Genomic DNA, 20429 nt, shown 5'->3' on the forward strand with positions numbered 1-20429 from the left:
TGTCTCCAAAGTCGACCCGCGCTGGCATGTCGATGCCCCGGGTTCGGTACAAGGCGATGTCCTGCAGTCACGACCACGATCAGGCGTTTGCGCGCGCAACGACGCTGCACGGCCAACCGATCGGTCGCTTAAAAGAGGTTAGGAGGCCTGCGACGCTTGCACAAGGGGGGACAAGCCCGATGCGTGACGACCCGATGCCGCCCTTCCGCCGCACGATGGCCGGCGAATGGCGTGCAGCTGTCGCGTTCGACAGAAAGCCCGTCGCGGCCGGCTTGCCGGCATCCGCGCAATGTTGCGCACGCGACAAAGGTGACTGACGGCCGGGAGGGTGTTTCGTTTGGCATCCGAAGCCTAGACTGGCCGCATCGGTTCCGCCCTCGCCGCCGACGGCACGGCACCGGAACCTCACGGAGCACACGCGATGAAGACGATGCAACGCGCAGCCTGCGCATTCCTGCTGATCGGCGCGGCCTTCGCCGCCCACGCGCAAGCCGCATCGGCGCTGACGCGCGCGCAGGTCCGCCAGGAGCTCGTGGAACTGCAGGCGGCCGGCTACCGGACGAGCCTCGCAAGCAGTCCAGACTTTCCAGAGAACATGCAGGCGATCATGCAGCGTGCCGCGCAGGCACGCGGCGACGACACAGGTTACGGCAGCGACGGCCGGGTGAGCGGGGAATCGGGCAGGCCGGCGCTGCCGCGCGCGATCGATCGCGACACGTACGCGCACCATTGATCACTGACGGGACGGAACCGGCTCGATCGCACGACGAAGCGGCGCGGCGCATGCCGCGCCGGCCGCTTGGGCGATCGTCAGACGCTGAAGCGGTTCAGCGTATACGCGCGGTAGGCCGCGACGAACGCGTCGAACGATCCGGCCTCCTTCGCTTCGAGCTCGGCCTGCTCGGCCAGCGACTTCGCGGCGAGCGCCTGCTCGGTGCGCAGCGTATCCGCCGACGGCGGATGCGCGCGGAAATGCGCGGCATGCGCTTCGCTCTGCGCGAGCGCAAACGCAAGGAACGACTGGCCGTTCTCGCGCATCGTGCGCAGCACGCGCGCCGACGCCGTGCGCTCCGGATCGGCGAGCTTCTCGCGCTGCGCGGCAATCGCGCGCGCATGCTCGTCGCCGCCGCGAATTTCGTCGAGACGGCGGCCGATGGTTTCGATATCGGCCATCAGCTCGTCGGCCCACTGCTGCATCGTGACCGACTGGCCGTCGCGCGTGAGCGTGAGCCCCGGCTTGCGGCCTTCCATCGTCACGCTGCCGAAGTTCGCATTCGCTTCCTTGTACGCATCGCAGTCGAGCGGCCCGCTTTCGTCGAGCGCACACGCGAGCAGGAACGCGTCGATGAAGCGCGCGGTCTCCAGCGCGATGCCGGTCGGCTCGAACGGATCGATGTCGAGGCAGCGCACCTCGATGTACTGCACGCCGCGCGACGCGAGCGCATGCAGCGGGCGCTCGCCCGAATACGTGACGCGCTTCGGCCGGATCGTCGAGTAGAACTCGTTCTCGATCTGCAGCACGTTCGTGTTGATCTGGATCCACTCGCCGTCGCGATGCGTGCCGATCGCCTCGTACGCCGGATACGGCTCGCTCACGGCCTTCGACAGCGCGTCGAGATAACCGGGCAGCGTGTTGTAGTCGACGTGCAGCGCGGCCTGGGCCGTCGTGTTCGAGTAGCCGAGATCGCTCATCCGCAGGCTCGTCGCATACGGCAGGTACAGCGTATCGGCGTCGAACGTGTCGAGCTTGTGCGGCTTGCCGCGCAGGAACTTCGTGTCGAGCGCCGGCGACGCGCCGAACAGGTACATCAGCAGCCAGCTGCGGCGGCGGAAGTTGCGGATCTGCGCGAGATAGCGCTCCGACTGGTAGTCGACGAGCGTGGCCGTCGAGCCTTCTTCCGCATGCAGGCGCCGCCACACTTCCTCGTGCAGCGAGTAGTTGTAGTGGATGCCGGCAATGCACTGCATCGTGCGGCCGTAGCGATACGCGAGGCCGCGCCGGTACACCGTCTTCAGGCGGCCGATGTTCGACGTGCCGTAATCGGCGATCGGAATCTGGTCGTCGGCCGGCAGCAGGCCCGGCATCGAGTCGTTCCACAGCATCTCGTCGCCGAGCGACGCATAGACGTAGCGATGCAGATCGTCGAGGCGCTCGAGCGTGAGCGCGGCGTCGCCCTCGGCGGGCGTGATCAGCTCGATCAGCGCTTCGGAATAGTCGGTCGTCAGCGCCGGATGCGTGAGCGCGGAACCGAGCGCGCGCGGATGCGGCGTGAACGCGATCATCCCGTCGCGCGTCACGCGCAGGCTTTCCTTTTCGATGCCGCGCAGGCCGTCGGGCAGATGCTGCCGCGTCGGGCCCGAGCTCAGCGCTTCGAGGCGATTCAGCAGCAGTTCGGACTGGCGGTGAGTCATGGTGTTCGACATGGAGACGCAAGTGCGTGACGGCCGCGCGCAGAACGCCGCGCGCGGCCGGCTGGATTGTTGGTCGCTTCGTTGGTAGCGGGCACTTTAACATCTCGCCGAAACACGCGCTTGAGGTGGCCCCGGGCACGGTACGCGGGCCGCCGGACGGGCCGGGCGCGGCTATCCCGGCCTGCGCCGCCGGTTCCGGACGGCGCCGATCGGCACACCGGTCAGCCGGATTCGTCGGACGGAACGTGAACGGTAAGCCGGTGGCGGCAGGTGCAACCGGGCTGCCGAACCCGCCGGAAAATGAAGCGTGAACACGCACTGCACGCGCGACATCCGGCAGGCGCCGGATTCGTGGAATCGCCGTGACGGCCTGCGTCCGGCGGGCGGGTGCCGGATATCGGCCGGGCCTGCGCAACGGGTTGCATCGCGGCCGCATCCGGTCGCACCCGGATGCGCACCGCCGCGATCACCCGCCGCGTGCGCCGCCCGCGCGGTCGGCCACTTCGTTCCACAGATGCAGTGCCGCATACGCACGCCACGGCCGCCAGCCTTCGGTACGGTGCTTCTGGCTGGTGAGCCGGTCGAGCGCCGGATCGCGCGCGGCGATCGACTGCATCAGCACGAGGTCGGAAGCCGGCCACGCGTCAGGATCCCGCCACGCGCGCATCGCGATGTATTCGACGGTCCACGGGCCGATGCCGGGCAGATCGAGCCACGCACTGCGCAGCGTCGCGAGATCGGCGTGCGCGCGATCGACCGGCACGTCGCCGGCCGCCACCGCGCGCGCAACGCCGGTCAGCGCCGCCACGCGCTTGCCGGGCATCCCGATCTTGTCGAGATCGCACGCGGCCAGCGCGTCGGGCGTCGGGAAGCGCCACGCGGGCGCGCCGTCGTCTTCATGAATCACCCGCTCGCCGGCCCGTTCGACGAGCCGGCCGACGATCGTCGTCGCGGCCTTCACGCTCACCTGCTGGCCGACGATCGCGCGCACGGCCAGCTCAAACCCCGACCATGCGCCCGGCACGCGCAGCCCGGGAGCGGCTTCGACGAGCGGCGCGAACCACGGATCGCGCACGAGCCCGTCGCCGATCGCGGCCGGATCGGCGCCGAGATCGAACATCGTCGCGACGCGCACGGCGAACGCATCGTCGACATGGCGTACGACCGCCCCTTCGACGGTCGCGATCAGGCAATGCTTGCGCGGATGTTTCGCGACGGTGAGCCGGCCGGCATCGCCGTGCAGGTCGACGATGCGGCGATACACGCCGCCGGCCACCTGCTCGACGCCCGGAATCGCGCGCCCGCTGAAGAAGCGCAGCACGCGCGCCCAGTCGTACGGCGCCTTGAAGCGCAGCTCCATCTGCGCGGACGGCGGCACCTGGCCGCCGTTCGAGATGGACGTGATCGTTGCTGTTTCAATGCTCAAACCGCACTGCCCTCCGTCACTGCCTCGGATTCATCGTTGTGGACATGACGTGCCTCGGACGCGAGCAGCGTCGCCTTGCGGCGCACGCCCCAGCGGTATCCGGCGAGCGCGCCGCCTTTTTGCACGACACGGTGGCACGGGATCGCGAGCGCGACCGGGTTCGACGCGCATGCGGACGCGACGGCCCGCACCGCGCGCGGCGAACCGAGCGCCTCGGCGATCTCCGAGTAGCTGCGCGTTTCGCCGTACGGAATATGCGTCAGCGCTTCCCACACGCGCTGCTGGAACGCGGTCGGCGCGATGTCGAGCGGCAGGTCGAACGCGTGCCGCGTGCCGTCGAGATAGGCGCGGATCTGCGTGACGAACGGCGCGAGCCGCGCGGACGATTCGACCAGTTCAGCCCGCGCGAACGTGTCCTTCAGCTCGCCGACGAGCGCGGCCGGCTCGTCGCCGAACGCGATCCGGCAGATGCCCTGCTCGGTTGCGGCGACGAGTACCGTGCCGAGCGACGTCGATGCGGTCGCATAGTCGATCCGCAGGCCTGCGCCCTGGCGGCGAAACGCGGACGGCGCCATCCCGAGCTCGCGCGGCACCGACGCATAGAGCCGCGACGGCGAGTTGAAGCCCGCGTCGACGGCCGCCTGCGTGACCGGCTGCCCGCTTTGCAGCGCCTGCCGCAGCGCGGCGCCGCGCTGCGCGGCCTGGTACTGCCGCGGCGACACGCCCACCACGCGCTTGAAGAGCCGCTGCAGGTGGAACGGGCTCACGTGCACGGCATCGCTCAGTTGCTCCAGCGTGAGCCGCTCGGCATGAGAATCGAGCACCGCGCACGCGCGGTTGACGATCTCGAGCTCGCGCGGCAGCCCTTCCGGCTGGCAGCGCTTGCAGGGACGGAAGCCGGCCGCGCGCGCCGCCGCCGGATCGGCGAAGAAGGACACATTCTCGCGGCGCGGCAGCCGCGACGCGCAGGTCGGACGGCAGAACACACCGGTCGTGCGCACGGCATAGAAGAACGCGCCGTCCGCATGCGGATCGCGCTCGGTCACGGCGCCCCAGCGGGCATCGTCGGTCGGATAGGCGGTTTTCATCTGAACCTCGCACTCTCTAGTGTAGATGGTGCCTACTCTAGACATCGGCACGTGCCGTCGCGCCCTGAATCTTGCTCTGTGATTCGTACCCGCAAACCGGGGCCACATCAATCGAAATAAATCTGACGAAATGCCCGCCATGGCTGCTCCAGCGCGGTTTTCGTCATCGTCCCGTCACTATTTTGCTGCAGTGCGGATGCGACAAATCGACGTCCTGACGTTTTTTTGCATTCGAAATATTGCGTCGCACCATCGCCGTGTGTATAGTTGGAACTGTCTCCTCCATGTCTCCTCCTGATATGGATTAAGCCCGCTCCGCCCTGCGTGAGCGGGCTTTTTTTCGTCCGTCGATTGTGCCGTGTTCCGGCCGGCGGCGCAGGCGCAATGCGCCTACACTCGATGCTCGTCGACTGCGAAGGAGTATCCGTTCATGAAGCCCACCATCCGCGGGATCGATCACATCGTGCTGCGCGTGACCGACATGGCGGCAATGACGCGCTTTTACTGCGACGCCGTCGGCTGTCATGTGGAGAAGGAACAGCCCGATCTGGGCCTCGTGCAGCTGCGCGCCGGCGATGCGCTGATCGACCTGCTGACCGTCGGCGGCCCGATCGACCGCCCCGACAGCGGCCCGCCCGGCACCGGCCGCAACCTCGATCACCTGTGCCTGCGCGTCGAGCCGTTCGATCCCGATGCATTGATCGCCCATTTCGCCGCGCATGGCGCGCGGCCGGGCGCCCCGGCGGAACGCTACGGCGCCGGCGGCTACGGGCCGTCGATCTACCTGTTCGATCCCGAGGGCAACATGGTCGAATTCAAGGGGCCGCCGGCCGCGATCGGCTGAACGCGGCCGGTGCGCGGGCCGTTACGCGTCCGCGCGCGCCTTCAGCACCGTCCATTCGACCGCAACCGGATCATGGTCGGCGCTCGAGATCCACGCCGTGCCGTCCTGCACCGTGCACTGCAGGCGCATCGAGCGCGCCGCGAGCTGCCCGAGCGCGGCCGCGACGCCGTCGGCGAGCGACAGCACCTGCACGTTGCGCAGGCGTTCGACCTTGCTGCGCACGCCCTGCCACCAGATATCCGACGTCTTGCCGCCGTACGCGATCACCGTGACTTGCCCGGCGCGGCCGGCCGCCTTCGAGATGCGCCGTTCGTCGGGCTGGCCGGCCTCGATCCACACGTCGATCGCGCCCGTCAGGTCCTTTTGCCACAGATCGGGCTCGTCGACGTCCGACAGCCCCTTGCAGAATTCGAGCCGCTCGTGCGCGAACAGCGCGAACGCGACGATGCGCACCATCATCCGGTCGTCGGTTTCCGACGGATGGCGCGCCACCGTCAGCGCGTGATCGGCGTAGTAATGCCGATCCATGTCGGCGATTTGCAGTTCGGCTTTGTAGATCGTGGATTTCAGCGCCATGCGGAGTCGGCCCGGGCGGGCATTCGGTTCGGTCGGGCCGTGATGATACCGAATGCGCGCCGTCCGGCGCGTGTGATGCGCAACCCACAGCGCAACGGCCCGATATGCACCGGGCCGTGTTCGGTTCGCGCCGCCGGCTCGTCGGGCCGGTGCGCTCGCGCGTCGTACGACTGCGCGGAGAGGGATCGGTTACTGCTTGACGAAGCGCGAATCGGTCCAGAGACCTTGCTGGTCGCTGTTGTCGGCGCTGACGAACTGCACGTCGCCCTGGTCGACCGACACCACGCGGAAGCGCTGGCCTTCCGGCACCGACAGGCAGCGATAGTCGTCGAAGTACTGCTGCTTCGCCTGCGACTTGCCGTCACGCTCGTGGTTCAGTACGGAGTCCAGATTGTCTTTCGACAGGCAGCCCCATGCGTTCTTCGTCAGCTGGATTTCCTGCTTCGGCTTGACGGCCGAATCGCCGCCGGCTTGGGCAATCGACACCGCGCAAAACGCGCCGACGAGGGCAAAGAGGACACCGGTACGCTTCATCATATTCTGTCTCCAGGCTTGCGGGCACCAGGCTTGGGTTAGCTATGTGTTTAAAGGTGATCGTGAACCCGCGTTTTTCACTTTAGAAGACCGGCAAGCGATAGCAAGCACAATAGTTGTGCGACCGCAATAGCGGCGGATTGTCGCACCCCGTGCGCAGCCGGTTTTTTGCGCGGCGCGCGCATGGGGCAAGTTCGACCGAACGACGGACGGGCTCGCAACACCGGACGCAAAGCGTTATCCGGCAAGGCTTTCATCCAAGTTACATTGTGACGGTTGAACGGTTTGGATAATCCATTTCGCTATCCGGATCATTTTGATGCGTTGCACATAAAGTCATCCGAAACGATTCGACTTTACCGCAACGCGGAATCGCATTTACCTGATACAAGAAAAATGCCAGGTATAAGCGAATCCGTATTTATCCATCGTTCCCCGTCTGTATCCGCCCCCCGCGGAAGCCCCGCCGCAAGGGGCTTTCGTCAGCGTGTTTACCCTGCTTAATTCGGGCTGGATTGCTGGCGCCCGAAATAATCGCGCTGAAAAATGCACATCCGATATGCATTGTGATACGCGCCGTTTCCGAAAAATTCTTCCTTCAATTCCGCCTCGTGCTGGAATCCGCATTTTTCGTATACGTGAATTGCCGCCGCATTCGATGTATCGACAATCAGGTACAGCTTGCGCATGTTCAGCACCTTGAATGCGTACTCGATCGCGAGACGCGTCGCCTGGCCTGCATAGCCGCGCCCCTGGCATTGGGGCGCGATGATGATCTGGAATTCTCCGCGGCGGTGGATGTAGTCGAGCTCGATCAGCTCGACGAGGCCGACCAGTTCGCCTTGCGCATCCACCGCGACGAAACGGCGCTCGCGCTGGTCGTGCACGTGGCGGTCGTACAGTTGTGACAGTTCCGAGAAGGTTTCGTACGGCTCCTCGAACCAGTAGCGCATGATCTTCGCGTCGTTGTTGAGTTCGTGGACGAAGCGCAGGTCCTGGCGCTCCAGCGGTCGCAGCGCGAGCGTGTTGGTATCGTTCTGGAGTTGCATGTTCATGGTCCTTTTGGATGCCGGCGCACGTGCGGAACGCCCGTGACCGGGCCCGTTTCGCACTGTAAGAAAATGAACGCGGGCGAGGTTCAGAGCCTAGAATGGGAGCAAGGGTTCCTGCCACCGCAAGGAGGCTATCGTGTTCGAGCAAGTGATACTCGGCATTTTCCTCGTGCTGCCGCTCGTCATCGTGGCTGCGCTGTTTTCCGACGAGCTGTGGCAAGAGCATCGGCGCCAGCATCCACGCGACGAAAACGCGCCGCACATCGACTGGAAGCATCCGTGGCGCCGCGTGCGACGCGAGCATTGAGTCGATCATCGCGCTGCATCACATGCCGGCCGGGGCATCCCGGGCCGGGTAACCTGCGGTGCGCCACCCTTCCGCTTCGATCCGATTCCCGCCCAACCCGCGAGACGCAGACGTGAACGACAAGCCCGCCCCTCCGCCACACGACATCCCGAGCGAAACGATCGACCTGCAGATCGCCGACGTGCTGGCGGCCGTCCGCTACCCGGCGAACAAGGATGCGATCGTCGACGCCGCACGCGATGCCGGCGCCAGCAACGAAGTGCTGTCGATGCTCGACGGCCTGCCCGAACAGGACTACGCGGACGTCAATGCCGTCACCCGGTGGGTCGCCGGCAACTTCGGCCCGGGGCTCGGCATTTGAGCGGATACCAATAACGCGATAGGATCGGGCCGCACCGGTCGCGCCGCGATCGGAATGCGTGCCGCCCGGCGCAAGACCGGGCGTTTCCGCACGCGTGTCCGGGGGACTCCATGGAAGGCATCCTGATCCAGCACACGACGCGACGTCAGCTCTGGTTCGGCGCACTGACGGCGCTCGTCATTCTGCTCGCGCTCGGGATCGCCGCGCCGCATGCGAACGTCACGCTGCCGGCCGTCGAGCCGTTCATGCCGATGTGCGCGCTCACCGTGTTCACGACCGCGAGCATCGCGGCGTTCTTCCTCGGCGCGCAGTTCACCGTGACGCGCCAGCCCGTGCTCGGCGCACTCGGCGGCGCCTATGCGTTCACCGCGCTCGCCGTCGCGCTGCAACTGCTCACCTTTCCCGGCGTGTTCGCGCCGCATGGCCTGCTCGGCGCACGCCCGCAAAGCGCCGCCTGGATGTGGGTCTTCTGGCATGCCGGCTTTCCGTGCTTCGTGATGGCCGCGCTGTTCGCTCGCGAGCGGCTGACGCGCGCACCGGTCAGTGCGAAAGAGACGCGCCGCTGGGCGGTCGCGCTCGTCGGCGGGCCGGCCGTCGCGGCGGCGCTCCTGTGCCTGCTCGCGCTGAACGTGTCGCTGCCGCCCGCGTTCCATCCGCCGGGCGACGCAGCGCTGCTGCCCGTCAACGGCATCGCGCTCGTCGTGTGGATCCTCAATGCGCTCGCGCTCGTCACGGTGCTCGTCACCGGCCGGCTGCGCACGACGCTCGACCTGTGGCTGGCGATCGCGGTGCTCGCGTGCCTCACCGACACGACGCTGAACCTGCTGACGACGAACCGCTTCACGGTCGGCTGGTATGTCGCGCGCGTGTTCAGCATGTTCACGCCCGGCGTGCTCGTGTGCGTGCTCGCGTGGGAAGTGACGATGCTGTACCAGCAGTTGTTCGAAGCGCACGCGACGCTGGTGCGTTCATCCGCGCGCGACGGGCTGACGGGCGCGTTCAACCGCAGCCACTTCAACGATCATTTCCACACGCTGTTCCTGCAGGCGCGGCGGCAAGGCGAATCGCTGTCGCTGCTGATGGTCGACGTCGATCGCTTCAAGGCATACAACGACACGTTCGGTCACGTGAAGGGCGATGCGTGCCTGATCGCGGTCGCGAATGCGCTGGCCGGCGCGGTGCGGCGGCCGGCGGATATCGTCGCGCGTTACGGCGGCGAGGAATTCGCGATCGTGCTGCCGAACACGGGCGCGCGCGGTGCGCGGGTGGTGGCCGACGAAGCGCGCGAAGCCGTGCTTCGACTCGACCTCGAGATGCCCGACTCGCCGGCCGGGCGCGTGAGCGTCAGCGTCGGTTGCGCAACCGTGTCGGCCGACGACCTGTCGACGCCCGACGCATTGGTCGAAGCCGCCGACGCCGCGCTGTATCGTGCGAAGGATGCGGGGCGAAACAGGGTCGTCGTCGCCTGAAAACGTCTGCTGTTTGGGTATTTGTTACGGTCATTGTGACCGGAATAATCCGCCGTTACGGATTACGGAACAGGGATACGATCGCTTACAGCCGGTGTTGAGGGTGCTCGCTATGCTGGGTTTCATATCGAACCCGAGCAGGTGAGTGTGATGAAGAAAACCCTTTTGCTGATTGCCGGTGTCGCCGTGCTGCTGAGCGGCTGTATCGTGGTGCCTGATGGCGGCTATTACGGTGGTGGCGGGTATTACCATCACCGTCATTGGGATTGATGCGGGTGAAGGTCCGGATGCATCGATCCGGACCTCGCGCAATCAGGCCGGCGTAGTCAGCTCGGCATGCATCAGAAATACCTGTAGTGCGGCGAGCGTTTCGTAGTGAAGACGCTCGAGGCGTGCATCCTTCTCCGCGTCGTCGACCAGATTGCGTTCGGCGTCGAACTGGTAGGGCTCGCCCAGCAGTTCGGCCATGTCGATCTGGAAGTATGTGCACTCCCCGTACGGCCGTTTGCCGTCGATGTAGGGCACCGGCCAGAAATCTCCGTCGCTCAGCGCATCGTCGATCGAGTATTCGTCGACCGTCATCCAGCCGGTGGCCTTCAGCAACGCAAGATGCTCGGCGCGCAATTCGAAACGCCCCGACGCGTCGACACCGCTTTCCGGGAAGTCGAACGCGTCGCGAAGCGCTTCCGGGATCACGTATTGCCCGGGCGCAAGCGCGCCCGCGACCGTCACGAATTCCGGCACGAGATGGCCAAGTTCGGCCAGCGTGCGAATGGCCAGTACGTCGTCGTCGGTATCGAGGATCGCCTTGGCGAGATCGATCGTTTCGCCGTCGCCCGTCAGCACCGGCTCCGGCACGATGCCCGGCGCACCGGATTCGATCGGCAGCCACATCACGCGAAGCTTCCTCATCAGCGCGACGTGACCCGGTGTCAGGTCGGGATACGACGCGCCCTCCGCAAAAACGGCGCGAATGATGGCGTTACGTTCGGTCGAATCGATCGGCATGGGAGCACTCGGTGTGGTGCGTGCAGCGAACGTCGGCAGCGCGGCAGGTTCATTCAACTTGGGCAGATACGGGCGGCTGGCGTCGCCGTCTACTGAACGCAAACTCAGGCAACGCCCGCGACCGTCATCGGCGGCGGATAGGCGGACGGCGACAGGTTCCGGATGACCATGCGGTCGAGTTCGGTTCGCGCCTGTGCAATTTTCGCGTCGGCCGCGACGATTTTGCGTTGATGGCGATAGCGCGCCACGAGCACCGAACCGATTATCACGAGACCGAAGACGACGTTTCCGACAGCCGGCGTATGGTCGGCAAACTCGCCGGCCAGGGTATCCACGATCGCGCCGGCCATCACGCCGAATATGGCAGCGAATATGCCATCGACGATCCAGCTCTTCGACGGGTATTTGAGCCGCGCAACATTGATTGCGACGACAGCATCGACCAGGCCTTCCACCTTGCCCTGTACGGCGTCGAGCTGCGCCTCGATCGTGTCCGCCAGGCTTTCGGCGTGCGCCTTGTCCGATTTGGCGAGCATGCCGGCATTGGAATAGGTCAGCAGGATGCCGCCCAGTTCTTTCCATACGGCTTCCAGCTCGGTCGAAATGCGACCTTCTTCGCGCAGGTAATTCCACCCGGTATCGACATCGTTGAGATCGACGTATGTACCGTACGACGCACAACATTCGAAAACCGCCAATGCCCGGCGCATTTCGAGTCCTGTGGTGAAATTGTCATTGGCTCGCGACCGCTGGCTTTTCGCCATGTCGGCCGTCGAGTTACCGGATGATTCGCTGCGTTCTCCGAATCCGAATCCCATGCGTGCCCTCTCTTTGTTCTCCAGGCCGGGATTCGTTGTGTCGTGATGTCCCGGCCGGCCGATTTTACGACAGGCCGCGTGACGCGGACGAGAGAGCGATCGTGATCGGGTGTATCGATCAGAAGTGAATGACGAGCCGTGAAGGGCTTTCGAACTTCAAATGCGCGAGCATCACTTCGATACATAACCTAGCGAAACGCTACAAAGCCTTATACATCAATGCCCTGACGCGAAGATAGAAATTTTGTATGCCATCTTGTGTGCCAAAAGAGCATTATGTCCCCGCCTATCCGCATTGCTGACGATCTAAGCATCCGCGCCGGATCGCCCGAGAAACGAGCGCTTCTTGGACGGACGGCGAATCGGCGGAACCTCTAAGCGTCCGCATCTGGCATTGGGAAGCGTCGTCGCACGAATTCGGTCTGCCTTGCGTTGAATCCGTACACCTGTTTGTCGGCCAGCCGCACCGTGTCGTGATTCAGCGCTCGCGCCAAGCGACTGGCTGGGGTCGTTGCCACACGCTTGGCCACTTCCAAGCTGTGTGCGGCGAAAAACGCGAGGCGAGGCGTCAATGGCAAGGCTATGACGCATCGCGGATCGTTGAGCGCGGGTGTGACAATCAGCGGCCGGTCGGAGGTCAACAGGTCGACCGTTGCGCCGTCGAAACGCTGCGACCACCAATACATTTGAAAGATGGTCCGTGCGATCGGTGCGTGATTCATGAGGTCCGGCAGCATGCGAATGCCAAAATCAGCCACGAACCCGGGTCGGTGCTGCTCCATGAAATCGAATAACGTGGCCGGATCGTTTGGTCCACGTAGCGCCTCGTACGCGTCGGGTTGCTCCATCAATCGTTGCCGAAGATCGTCGGCCGCTTCTACCCTCAAACGATCGATGACTTCGGGCGTGCGCACTCGCAGAGACATCAGAAATCGAGTCCAAATGCTTCTTTGTACGTTGGACAGCTTAGATGGCGGACCGACCATGCCGTGATATACGCTCGCGGCGGGGTCATCAATGAACGGCCCCATGAACTCGCGTTCAACGAACTGAGGATCGTTCGGCACGTGGCGAAGCGCATAGAGATGTTCACGACCGGCAATGCGCTTGATGCTGACCTCACGGACATCAAGGGAGCCTCGCACCCATTCAAATCGTGTCAGTCGGTGATTCGTGGTCCAGCCGCGCAGAAAAAAGCGTGGTACGAAATGATGGTAGACGTGGCCGGCCATAGTCAGCGACTTTTGGGAGTGGATGAATTCTTCTGTACGTCGTCCAATGTACCCTAGGCGACCGCCGCCGCAGGCAGACAGTACGCACCATCGTCGCCGCCACTCATACGACTATGCCCCCCTTACGCGCGCTCCCCACCAGTAAAACGGGCAAGGGCAACGTGCCGGCATCGCACTTGATTTGGCCCTTTATTATTATGTGCCCCCCTTGTTTTCGTCGTCAGTAGAGAAAGAGCGCGGGTGTGAGCCCCCGCGTCTTTGCCCTAGACGCAGGGTCCCTCGCTTTCCGCCCGCCCCAACCTTTGCCCTGACGGCAACAATCGCCGAAGGCGCGTCGCATCGTACCCCCCGGTAGAAACATCGCTGCTAATCGTCCGTTTCGCTCGCCCAGCCTTGCCAGTGTTGAGTCTGCCTGTGTTGCACCACCTCCACGCGCACCTCTCCCATTGCTCAATTTTCTTGGGAACATTGGGAACAAGGCTCAAGAATCGCCGCAACCCCAATACAGGAAAGGCTTTCAGCCGTTCCCAAACATCCGGGAACACGGGGAGGGTGATTTTGGGAACAAACCCGCGAAAGCCTTACTAGAAAAGGCATTCGACCGTTCCCGCATCCTATTTGAAGGTTTGGGAACAGGCCGAGCAATTGTCGCGAGGATTGAGGTAATTGAAGCGACGCGAATGCGCGCCCACTCCCTTCTGGAACGCCACGCCAAAGTGACTTTGGGCGCTGCACGTGCGCGATTGCCGCGCAAAAGAATGCCCCGCGCCGACACCTCGGCACGGGCGCAGGCGACTACCCTCCTGTTCGCGCTTGCGAACAGTCTCACGGGACAGGCAAATTGATCGACGCAGATCGCGCCATTTGGAGAGGCCATCGAACGGCAGAGTAGCCGGAGCCGGCGTTGCGAATGCGTTCTTTGCAGACATTTGTGCTCCCTGAGTGACAGTAACGGGAGCAACTATCGCCGTGCGATCAACACCTTTTAAAGTGGAATGTCCTGATTGCCGGAATGTCCTGCCATTTCACGCTGAAATGTCCGCACCTGAATCGTCGCCGGCAAGTTGTTCGATCAACCGGCGAACGTGACGCTCGGAAATATCCAGCTTTTTCGCGACCGCTTTTCGCTCGTCGATTCCGATCTCTACTGCGCGACTTCGATAGCGCTCAACTTCCGCTTTGACCAGCGCACGCGTTACCGCGCCCTTCGTGACATTGGCATCCCGCCCAACAGACCCATCTCGCTTTCGCTTCTCGCGGCGCTCCGCTTCTGCCTCCCGCGTCGCTGTAGTGCACTTCAATCGCCGACGCAGCCGTTCCTGCGCAGCGGTAAAGGTTTGAGTGATACAGTAGCAGACGAAAGCATAAATCCGCCGCTCGCGCTGGATACCGCTGACTTCAGCTGAAACGGCAAATTCAATCGCGCGCTCCATATCCGGCCACAACTTTCGAATCTGCGCAGTGACGGCTTTATCCGGTTTCGGCAAGTCGGATAAATCGCCGCCGGCGCGTGCTCGTCGCCTAGCCTCCGCCACTCCGCGCAAATACAAGGCATACATCCATTCCGCCCGCTCGTACTTCCCACCGCTTAGGCGTGCAACATGCCCCGCGTTCTGTTCCAGCGGATACGGCAATGAATCGCTCAGCGCAAGCCGTCGCGCCCGAAGCAAATCGAGGCGCTCCATCTGGAAATGCTCGCGCTCCCACCGCTCATACTCCGCTTTGATTAGCTGAACAGCAGCAGCCTGTACCGCAGGACTATCCCTGTCGGCAGGATCAAGATGCAGGAAATGGTCGGAGACTTGATTGATTTTCGCGGACGGGCCACGATCGACAAACGCAGCCAGTTCGTCCGCTGATACCGACTCTTCGCTGGGATCTATTTCCTCGGGCCCGAGGTTGCGCGACTTTCTCATGTCCACCCTTCGCGTGGACCTTCACGAAGAACGCCGAGCCAGCCGGTGAAGGTGTCCGGTTTTCGGGTGGCCGCCCTAGGCTCGACCGACCGCATTTTCTCACGATTTGCCACGCAAACTTGGCGGCGTCTCAAGTTCGAGACCCGCCATGGACCACTATTCCGTATTGGCGTCACCCAGTCTTACAAGTGACCCCACAATCGAGGGACCCTATTAATCACTCGCTAAACCACCTCCAACCACGTCTCCGCCGCCGCCCCCAGAGTGACGAGGTGCTACCGTTTTCACAGCACCAACTATAGCGCCGCATTTTTCAAACGAACTTCCGTTGCGACAGGACCTCGATAGCTAAAATATAGAAAGAATTCAATCTCTGATTGAGCAACAATCGATTGCCAAATTGCCGACGGGATTCTTCCTCGCCCGAAGAACACATTAAATCGAAGATCAGCGCAGCTGACGAATCCGAAAGAAGCTTGTCGATTAACTACAGTGCCAGTATACCGCTTAGGCTTTCCATCTAACTCGTAAACTGGAAATCCAGCCTTATCTTTGTCAGGCAAATATGCATCACGCAGCTGCCGAAACTCCTTCTGCCCTTTTTCGACATCCCCATAGAGAAGATTGCATCTAGCAAACAGATAACGCGCCTCATAATGACTATCTCCGTCTGAAAAACTGCGCCTAAGGAAAGAGAGAATTGATTCAGCGTTCTCAAATTCACCGCTCTTAATCAACGCCTTCGCCAAGGATAGGCAGGCCGCTTTATCGTTAGGTGCCGCGAGCACTGCCCCTCTCAATACCCCAATCCCATCGCCAAGCTTTCCACCCGCCACGAGCGCATCGCCATAAACTCTGCTGATGGAGACGTTTTCCGGGTTTTTCTCATGAAAACGCTCAAGCACTTGGAGTGCTTTGGGCTGCAACCCAAGTGTCCTAAGGAAATCAGTACGCAAAAGAGTCATCGGCGAATCGTCCGGATGCTTGCGCAGATAACTCTCAATTAACGCCGACAATTCAGATGTTACGCGCATAATAGACTGTTCGCGAACGTCTTGCGTCGAGTCAGAACTTGACTCCGCTTTCGACTGCGAAAAAAAATCTTTAAGCTCGTCCAGGAGAATTTGCCCCAGAAGGTGCTCTGGATATGAGTTGTCCTTTGTTGCCAATTGTGGTTTCAAGATACTTCTCGCGTCGGCACGATACCGCTCTCGCTCAACAGAGGTTTGAGCCTGAAGAGCCTTCCTTCTGAGGAGATTGGCTTTTGTGTGCTGAATACTTGAATCTTTGTAACCTGCTTGACGATTTTCCGTCTCGGCTCGCTTGAGATAATCGGATGCCATCTCAAGATTTCCGAATCGATGATTGATTTCAAGAATCGCGCGCTGATGATAAATAAATGCCGACGGAGCACCAGTGACTTCAGCAGCATCGAATACGGAAATGGCGAGATTTTTTTCATCAAAAAGCTCGGAAAGACGCCTACCACGAATAAGCTCAAAAAAAGCCTTGTTGTCACTTGAATAATCAAGATCGAGCTTTCCAAGTATTCGAATCAATTGATACGCACGCTGCTCTGGTTCGTTGATGGCAAGCGAGAAAACCAGCTTTGCGATCTCTGGGTGACGGCTTTTATATGTGATATCACGATATCGCGTCTCGTAATTGCTACGCACGACGCGTGACAATGGCCCTAGCAACAGGTCATTCAGCCTCCCAATTTCTACGCCACTTATTCTTGAAAGCAAACCTGCACGCACGCCAACCCCAGCTTGGTGCAAAGTGCAAATGTCGAGATATATTTGCTGCACTTCACGCGGTGTGATTTTTTCGAATTCACTGACCAGAATATCTTCGAAACTATCCCCAAAAGTAATTTCATGAAGCGCAACCAACAACTGTTGATTATAAAGCTTATCAACAAAGAGCTTTTGCTCCACCTGCGTATATTGATCGAGCGGCCCTAAAATTGAATGAGTGGAAAGCTTATTAAGCAGCGCCGGGACTTCATCATCGTCCAAATCATGCAACTCAAATGACTTCGAGATCCTCTTGTCGAGCACCTCGCCATAGATCTTTAGTTCGTTCGTGCGACCGCACGCGATTACAGTGATGGGTATTTTTTTATTGAACAAAATCTCAAGAAGAGAAGCCAACTCTTCTTGGTGCTCGATTGCGTCGTCGACAAAAAAATAAACCCTCGACTTCACCAATTCTTGCAGCTCAATGATCTGCTGACTACGAATAACGGCCCCCTCCTTTAGCCAAACAACAAGAGGAGAGTCGAGCAATTTACTAGTTTCGATTGCGATTCGCTTGGCAAGCACGGATTTTCCGCAACCAGCGTAGCCTTTTATAACAAAAAATTTCGGCTCCGTGCTCTCAAGTGTATTTATGACGGCAGCATTGAGAACATCTGACGCCAAAGTTCTGACAGCATCAAGTTCAGCATATATCGGAGCAAAAGAGGTGTCGAGTCCGCTATAAAAATCACGAGGGGCGGGCTTCGCCATTACCGGCGCCCCAGGCTCGATATGCAGAAGTTCCTCAGACAGATACTGCACCAAGGAGGCCGAGGGTTGATTATGCGATGGGATCCACTTTGCAATGGATAACGCATCTTTATCAAACAACGTTGCGAGCAATCGATTCTGAGGTGGAATTTCCGCGTCGAGAGAATCCAAGAATTCAGAGAAGGTACCGCTATGAGGAAGAATGCGTCTCGCATACCAATAGCGGCGCTCGATGTCATCAAACTCTAGATTGAGGTACAAATAAGGGTCGCGAACTTGATTGTCGTCGCCGATGTCAAATAAGATTTGCTTTATGTTTTCGTCGCTCAGGCTATAGCCACAGAACAAGATCGGAGATTGTGTAGCCCATTCCGTAAAGGTTTTGACGAGATTTTCTCTTCCTTGTCTAAATTTGGCGTACTCTTGAGAATCCAAGACGATAGGTACAGATGTATCCGTGTAATTGGTTATACATCCGTGAAGCTTCAAATAAGGGACACTATTTTGTCCTGCCAACGCACGCTCAAGTTGCTCTCCGTCTTTTGTGACAGGAGCAAGTGTCTGAAGTGCGCTCGGGGATTCAGCGTATGCGCGCTCGATGACCAGATCATAGTTGGTTGTTACGATGGCTTTCCATCTGAAGCTCGGTATTTTTAAATGGAATGGTGCCGGTTGAAGCGGGAGAAATGTCTCACGAATAAAGCTTTGAACCTTTACCAAAGATGCTTCATTCCGCGCATAATCAGCCACTGTTATCAAATTTTTATTTTTGTGCGCACCACCGAGGAACTTATCTGCTAACCAGTCGCGTAACGTTGTGCCGAAGATACGAGTGGCGTTGCCGTTAACTAAGGCGTCAAACGACGCACCAGCGCCCAGAAATAGAATTGCGTTTCCTGATTCGACTGCCGTTTTGATGGGTCCGGGAATTTTTTCTTGCATGGGTCTGCACCCTCGTGGTTATGTCGGAGATCGGAAAACGCTACTGCATTGTAGCGAGGGTGAGCACGAAGCGCGAATGTGACGGTCGGCCAAAGAATCTCGTTGAAACTCAATGATGGACTCGCCGGATTGTTTGGCTGACTTCTTAAGTCGACGTCAGTGCCACGGCGCTCCAAAGGGCAGCGAAGAGTTGCCATTCGACGTGTGACACCTTCCCTCCAGTGTCCGACTGGGTGGCTATCAATCTCTAATCCTATGGACATGTCCGAAACCGTTCCCTTGCGGACATGGGGGTGACAGGGTGTTCGAAAATAAGGCTTCGCTACTTTCGTACATTGGTTAAGATTCGTACATCCCTTTCGAACATCTTGGAGCGCATTGTGTCCCGAACCTTCGCATACGCCCGCGTCAGCACCATCGACCAGACGGCAGCAAACCAACTCCGCGAGATCGAGACGGCTGGCTTCAATGTCGACAAGCGCCGAGTCGTGACGGAAAGCATCTCCGGCAGCGTGAGCGCGAACCAGCGGCCGGGGTTTGCGGATTTGCTCCGGAGACTGGAAGAAGGCGACGTGTTGATCGTGACGAAGCTTGACCGGCTCGGCCGGAACGCGATGGACGTGCGCGCGACAGTGGAGGCTCTTGCGGAACGTGGAATCCGGATTCATTGTCTGGCACTCGGCGGCGTTGACCTGACCAGTGCGGCCGGCCGGATGACGATGCAGGTATTGAACGCCGTTGCCGAGTTTGAACGTGACTTGCTGATCGAGCGAACGCAGGCTGGTATCGCCCGAGCGAAGGCGGAAGGGAAAGCGATGGGCCGCCCGTCCGCACTTTCCAAGAAACAGCAGGACGAGGTACGGCATCAATTGAGCGAAGGGGCAAGCGTCGCCGGCCTCGCGAAACAGTACGGTACAAGTCGGCAGACGATCATGCGGGTACGCGACGCCGCGTGAGGCTGCGGCTTGTACGCAGGTTCGCAGGGAAAGGCTGGCGCGGCCGCGATTGCTTGGCAGGCAATCACGTTGGTTGCACGCGTTGTTGCCGTTCAAATATGCTAGGATTTTCTCAACCGTGATGCCATAAACAACGGACCTGACTGCGATAACGCGGACCACCACCGACGGGGAATGCCATGGCAGAAAACAAATCAACCGGCCTCGCCGCCGAGTTGCCGAAAGCATGGTCGCATCTTGAATCGATGCTTGTTCCAGGGGAAAGTGTTCAGGCAAGCACGGTGCAGCGCCGTTTGTTTGCGCTCACACATCGCCGCTCTCTCGTGGCGGCAACGTCCGGTCGGCTAATTGGGATGACGCGAGGTCTGATAGGGGGCTTTGCACCTGTTGACCTTCGCTGGCAGGACATCAAGACAGCGCACATCAAGGCGGGGATCTTTGGTAGCACCCTGACCGTTACCGCACTGACGCAGCCTGACCTAGCAAGCGGTGGTGCGGTCCGTGGATTCGAATTCTCAGGCTTACGGAAAGACGAGGCACAAGCCATTTACCGCATCTGCCAAGCTCAAGAGCAAGCGTGGCGAGAGAAGCGCCGGCAACGCGAACTAGAAGAACTGCGGGCAAAATCCGGAGGGTTTCAGGGAAGTATTGGTGCCCCTGACGCCGCAAATAATGAAACCCCGACGGAGCGGCTGCAAAAAGCGAAGGCCATGCTTGACCAAGGGCTCATCAGCGATTCCGAGTACGAGACAATCAAGGCCAAGGTCATCAGTCAGTTCTAACGCCGCAGGCTAATCCAGTCCGTTCTGTACGTCCGCTAACGGCCGACGCAGCATTTCCGACGGGCCGAGTTTGGTTGCTCGTCAATTGTCCGTAAATCTGGCGATCCAGCGGATCACCCGACCGTCCAAAGTCACTTTTTCACGGGCCGTAAGGCCCGTTTTCATTCCCACGCACGGAAGGCGGCGGCGCGGG

Annotated in this window: 18 protein-coding genes; 7 read left to right on the forward strand and 11 right to left on the reverse strand. The window is 60.8% G+C overall.

What is annotated here, in order from left to right; all coding sequences use genetic code 11:
• Positions 1 to 421 precede the first annotated feature (421 nt).
• The gene (locus AC5LXK_RS16670) at positions 422 to 733 is read left to right on the forward strand and encodes a DUF4148 domain-containing protein (RefSeq protein WP_493389785.1); all 312 of its coding nucleotides are present in this window, start codon (positions 422 to 424) and stop codon (positions 731 to 733) included.
• Between the two features lie 77 nt (positions 734 to 810).
• Here the strand turns inward: AC5LXK_RS16670 and gshA are convergent, their stop codons facing one another.
• The 3 genes from gshA to ada all read right to left on the reverse strand — a co-directional run bounded on the left by gshA (position 811) and on the right by ada (position 4926).
• On the reverse strand, positions 811 to 2424 hold the full coding sequence (gene gshA / locus AC5LXK_RS16675; protein WP_493389786.1) for a glutamate--cysteine ligase: 1614 nt from the start codon (positions 2422 to 2424) through the stop codon (positions 811 to 813).
• A 454-nt stretch (positions 2425 to 2878) separates the two neighbouring features.
• Complete coding sequence (locus AC5LXK_RS16680) at positions 2879 to 3838, reverse strand: DNA-3-methyladenine glycosylase family protein (protein ID WP_493389787.1); 960 nt, start codon at positions 3836 to 3838, stop codon at positions 2879 to 2881.
• The gene (ada, locus tag AC5LXK_RS16685) at positions 3835 to 4926 is read right to left on the reverse strand and encodes a bifunctional DNA-binding transcriptional regulator/O6-methylguanine-DNA methyltransferase Ada (protein WP_493389788.1); all 1092 of its coding nucleotides are present in this window, start codon (positions 4924 to 4926) and stop codon (positions 3835 to 3837) included. The genes AC5LXK_RS16680 and ada overlap by 4 nt, the downstream gene beginning before the upstream one ends.
• Before the next feature lie 430 nt (positions 4927 to 5356).
• On the opposite strand from ada, the gene AC5LXK_RS16690 reads away from it, so the two are divergent.
• A complete protein-coding gene (locus AC5LXK_RS16690) occupies positions 5357 to 5770 on the forward strand; it encodes a VOC family protein (RefSeq protein WP_059232873.1) in 414 nt (137 codons plus the stop codon).
• A 21-nt stretch (positions 5771 to 5791) separates the two neighbouring features.
• Here AC5LXK_RS16690 and AC5LXK_RS16695 read toward each other — a convergent pair whose 3' ends face one another.
• The 3 genes from AC5LXK_RS16695 to speG all read right to left on the reverse strand — a co-directional run bounded on the left by AC5LXK_RS16695 (position 5792) and on the right by speG (position 7929).
• Positions 5792 to 6346, reverse strand: a complete 555-nt coding sequence (locus AC5LXK_RS16695) for a YaeQ family protein (protein WP_493389789.1) — start codon at positions 6344 to 6346, stop codon at positions 5792 to 5794.
• 189 nt (positions 6347 to 6535) lie between these two features.
• Positions 6536 to 6883, reverse strand: a complete 348-nt coding sequence (gene sap1, locus AC5LXK_RS16700; RefSeq protein WP_493389790.1) for a surface attachment protein Sap1 — start codon at positions 6881 to 6883, stop codon at positions 6536 to 6538.
• 497 nt (positions 6884 to 7380) lie between these two features.
• Positions 7381 to 7929: a spermidine N1-acetyltransferase gene (speG, locus tag AC5LXK_RS16705; protein ID WP_493389791.1), complete on the reverse strand. Its 549-nt coding sequence runs from the start codon at positions 7927 to 7929 to the stop codon at positions 7381 to 7383.
• 139 nt (positions 7930 to 8068) lie between these two features.
• On the opposite strand from speG, the gene AC5LXK_RS16710 reads away from it, so the two are divergent.
• The 3 genes from AC5LXK_RS16710 (at position 8069) to AC5LXK_RS16720 (ending at position 10069) form a co-directional block, all read left to right on the forward strand.
• The gene (locus tag AC5LXK_RS16710; RefSeq protein ID WP_041492990.1) at positions 8069 to 8239 is read left to right on the forward strand and encodes a hypothetical protein; all 171 of its coding nucleotides are present in this window, start codon (positions 8069 to 8071) and stop codon (positions 8237 to 8239) included.
• Between the two features lie 112 nt (positions 8240 to 8351).
• Positions 8352 to 8600, forward strand: coding sequence for a DUF2795 domain-containing protein (locus tag AC5LXK_RS16715; RefSeq protein WP_493389792.1), 249 nt, complete (start codon positions 8352 to 8354; stop codon positions 8598 to 8600).
• A 110-nt stretch (positions 8601 to 8710) separates the two neighbouring features.
• The gene (locus AC5LXK_RS16720; RefSeq protein WP_493389793.1) at positions 8711 to 10069 is read left to right on the forward strand and encodes a sensor domain-containing diguanylate cyclase; all 1359 of its coding nucleotides are present in this window, start codon (positions 8711 to 8713) and stop codon (positions 10067 to 10069) included.
• Positions 10070 to 10381: 312 nt separating this feature from the next.
• Here the strand turns inward: AC5LXK_RS16720 and AC5LXK_RS16725 are convergent, their stop codons facing one another.
• From AC5LXK_RS16725 to AC5LXK_RS16745, 5 genes are all read right to left on the reverse strand, one after another.
• Positions 10382 to 11077 (reverse strand): hypothetical protein, encoded by a 696-nt coding sequence (locus AC5LXK_RS16725; RefSeq protein ID WP_493389794.1) that lies wholly within the window; start codon positions 11075 to 11077, stop codon positions 10382 to 10384.
• Between the two features lie 104 nt (positions 11078 to 11181).
• On the reverse strand, positions 11182 to 11895 hold the full coding sequence (locus tag AC5LXK_RS16730) for a hypothetical protein (protein WP_493389795.1): 714 nt from the start codon (positions 11893 to 11895) through the stop codon (positions 11182 to 11184).
• A gap of 374 nt (positions 11896 to 12269) precedes the next feature.
• Positions 12270 to 13127 carry a DUF4238 domain-containing protein gene (locus tag AC5LXK_RS16735; RefSeq protein ID WP_493389796.1) on the reverse strand — a complete coding sequence of 286 codons (858 nt, stop codon included), beginning with the start codon at positions 13125 to 13127 and terminating at the stop codon, positions 12270 to 12272.
• A 1025-nt stretch (positions 13128 to 14152) separates the two neighbouring features.
• Positions 14153 to 15043 carry a hypothetical protein gene (locus AC5LXK_RS16740; protein WP_493389797.1) on the reverse strand — a complete coding sequence of 297 codons (891 nt, stop codon included), beginning with the start codon at positions 15041 to 15043 and terminating at the stop codon, positions 14153 to 14155.
• Positions 15044 to 15339: 296 nt separating this feature from the next.
• Positions 15340 to 18498, reverse strand: coding sequence for an SIR2 family protein (locus tag AC5LXK_RS16745; RefSeq protein WP_493389798.1), 3159 nt, complete (start codon positions 18496 to 18498; stop codon positions 15340 to 15342).
• 380 nt (positions 18499 to 18878) lie between these two features.
• Here AC5LXK_RS16745 and AC5LXK_RS16750 point away from each other — a divergent pair, with 380 nt between their 5' ends.
• On the forward strand, positions 18879 to 19454 hold the full coding sequence (locus AC5LXK_RS16750; protein ID WP_493389799.1) for a recombinase family protein: 576 nt from the start codon (positions 18879 to 18881) through the stop codon (positions 19452 to 19454).
• A gap of 179 nt (positions 19455 to 19633) precedes the next feature.
• Positions 19634 to 20236 carry an SHOCT domain-containing protein gene (locus AC5LXK_RS16755; RefSeq protein ID WP_123850085.1) on the forward strand — a complete coding sequence of 201 codons (603 nt, stop codon included), beginning with the start codon at positions 19634 to 19636 and terminating at the stop codon, positions 20234 to 20236.
• Positions 20237 to 20429 lie beyond the last annotated feature (193 nt).

The sequence above is a fragment of the Burkholderia pulmonis genome (assembly GCF_984667975.1).

What these genes read in the sequence shown, in the direction of transcription:
- AC5LXK_RS16670 (WP_493389785.1), top strand. Translation starts at nt 422, where the DNA reads ATGAAGACGATGCAACGCGCAGCCTGCGCATTCCTGCTGATCGGCGCG.
- AC5LXK_RS16740 (WP_493389797.1), bottom strand. Translation starts at nt 15,043, where the DNA reads ATGAGAAAGTCGCGCAACCTCGGGCCCGAGGAAATAGATCCCAGCGAA.
- AC5LXK_RS16690 (WP_059232873.1), top strand. Translation starts at nt 5,357, where the DNA reads ATGAAGCCCACCATCCGCGGGATCGATCACATCGTGCTGCGCGTGACC.
- AC5LXK_RS16745 (WP_493389798.1), bottom strand. Translation starts at nt 18,498, where the DNA reads ATGCAAGAAAAAATTCCCGGACCCATCAAAACGGCAGTCGAATCAGGA.
- AC5LXK_RS16695 (WP_493389789.1), bottom strand. Translation starts at nt 6,346, where the DNA reads ATGGCGCTGAAATCCACGATCTACAAAGCCGAACTGCAAATCGCCGAC.
- ada (WP_493389788.1), bottom strand. Translation starts at nt 4,926, where the DNA reads ATGAAAACCGCCTATCCGACCGACGATGCCCGCTGGGGCGCCGTGACC.
- gshA (WP_493389786.1), bottom strand. Translation starts at nt 2,424, where the DNA reads ATGTCGAACACCATGACTCACCGCCAGTCCGAACTGCTGCTGAATCGC.
- AC5LXK_RS16720 (WP_493389793.1), top strand. Translation starts at nt 8,711, where the DNA reads ATGGAAGGCATCCTGATCCAGCACACGACGCGACGTCAGCTCTGGTTC.
- sap1 (WP_493389790.1), bottom strand. Translation starts at nt 6,883, where the DNA reads ATGATGAAGCGTACCGGTGTCCTCTTTGCCCTCGTCGGCGCGTTTTGC.
- speG (WP_493389791.1), bottom strand. Translation starts at nt 7,929, where the DNA reads ATGCAACTCCAGAACGATACCAACACGCTCGCGCTGCGACCGCTGGAG.
- AC5LXK_RS16755 (WP_123850085.1), top strand. Translation starts at nt 19,634, where the DNA reads ATGGCAGAAAACAAATCAACCGGCCTCGCCGCCGAGTTGCCGAAAGCA.
- AC5LXK_RS16735 (WP_493389796.1), bottom strand. Translation starts at nt 13,127, where the DNA reads ATGGCCGGCCACGTCTACCATCATTTCGTACCACGCTTTTTTCTGCGC.
- AC5LXK_RS16730 (WP_493389795.1), bottom strand. Translation starts at nt 11,895, where the DNA reads ATGGGATTCGGATTCGGAGAACGCAGCGAATCATCCGGTAACTCGACG.
- AC5LXK_RS16725 (WP_493389794.1), bottom strand. Translation starts at nt 11,077, where the DNA reads ATGCCGATCGATTCGACCGAACGTAACGCCATCATTCGCGCCGTTTTT.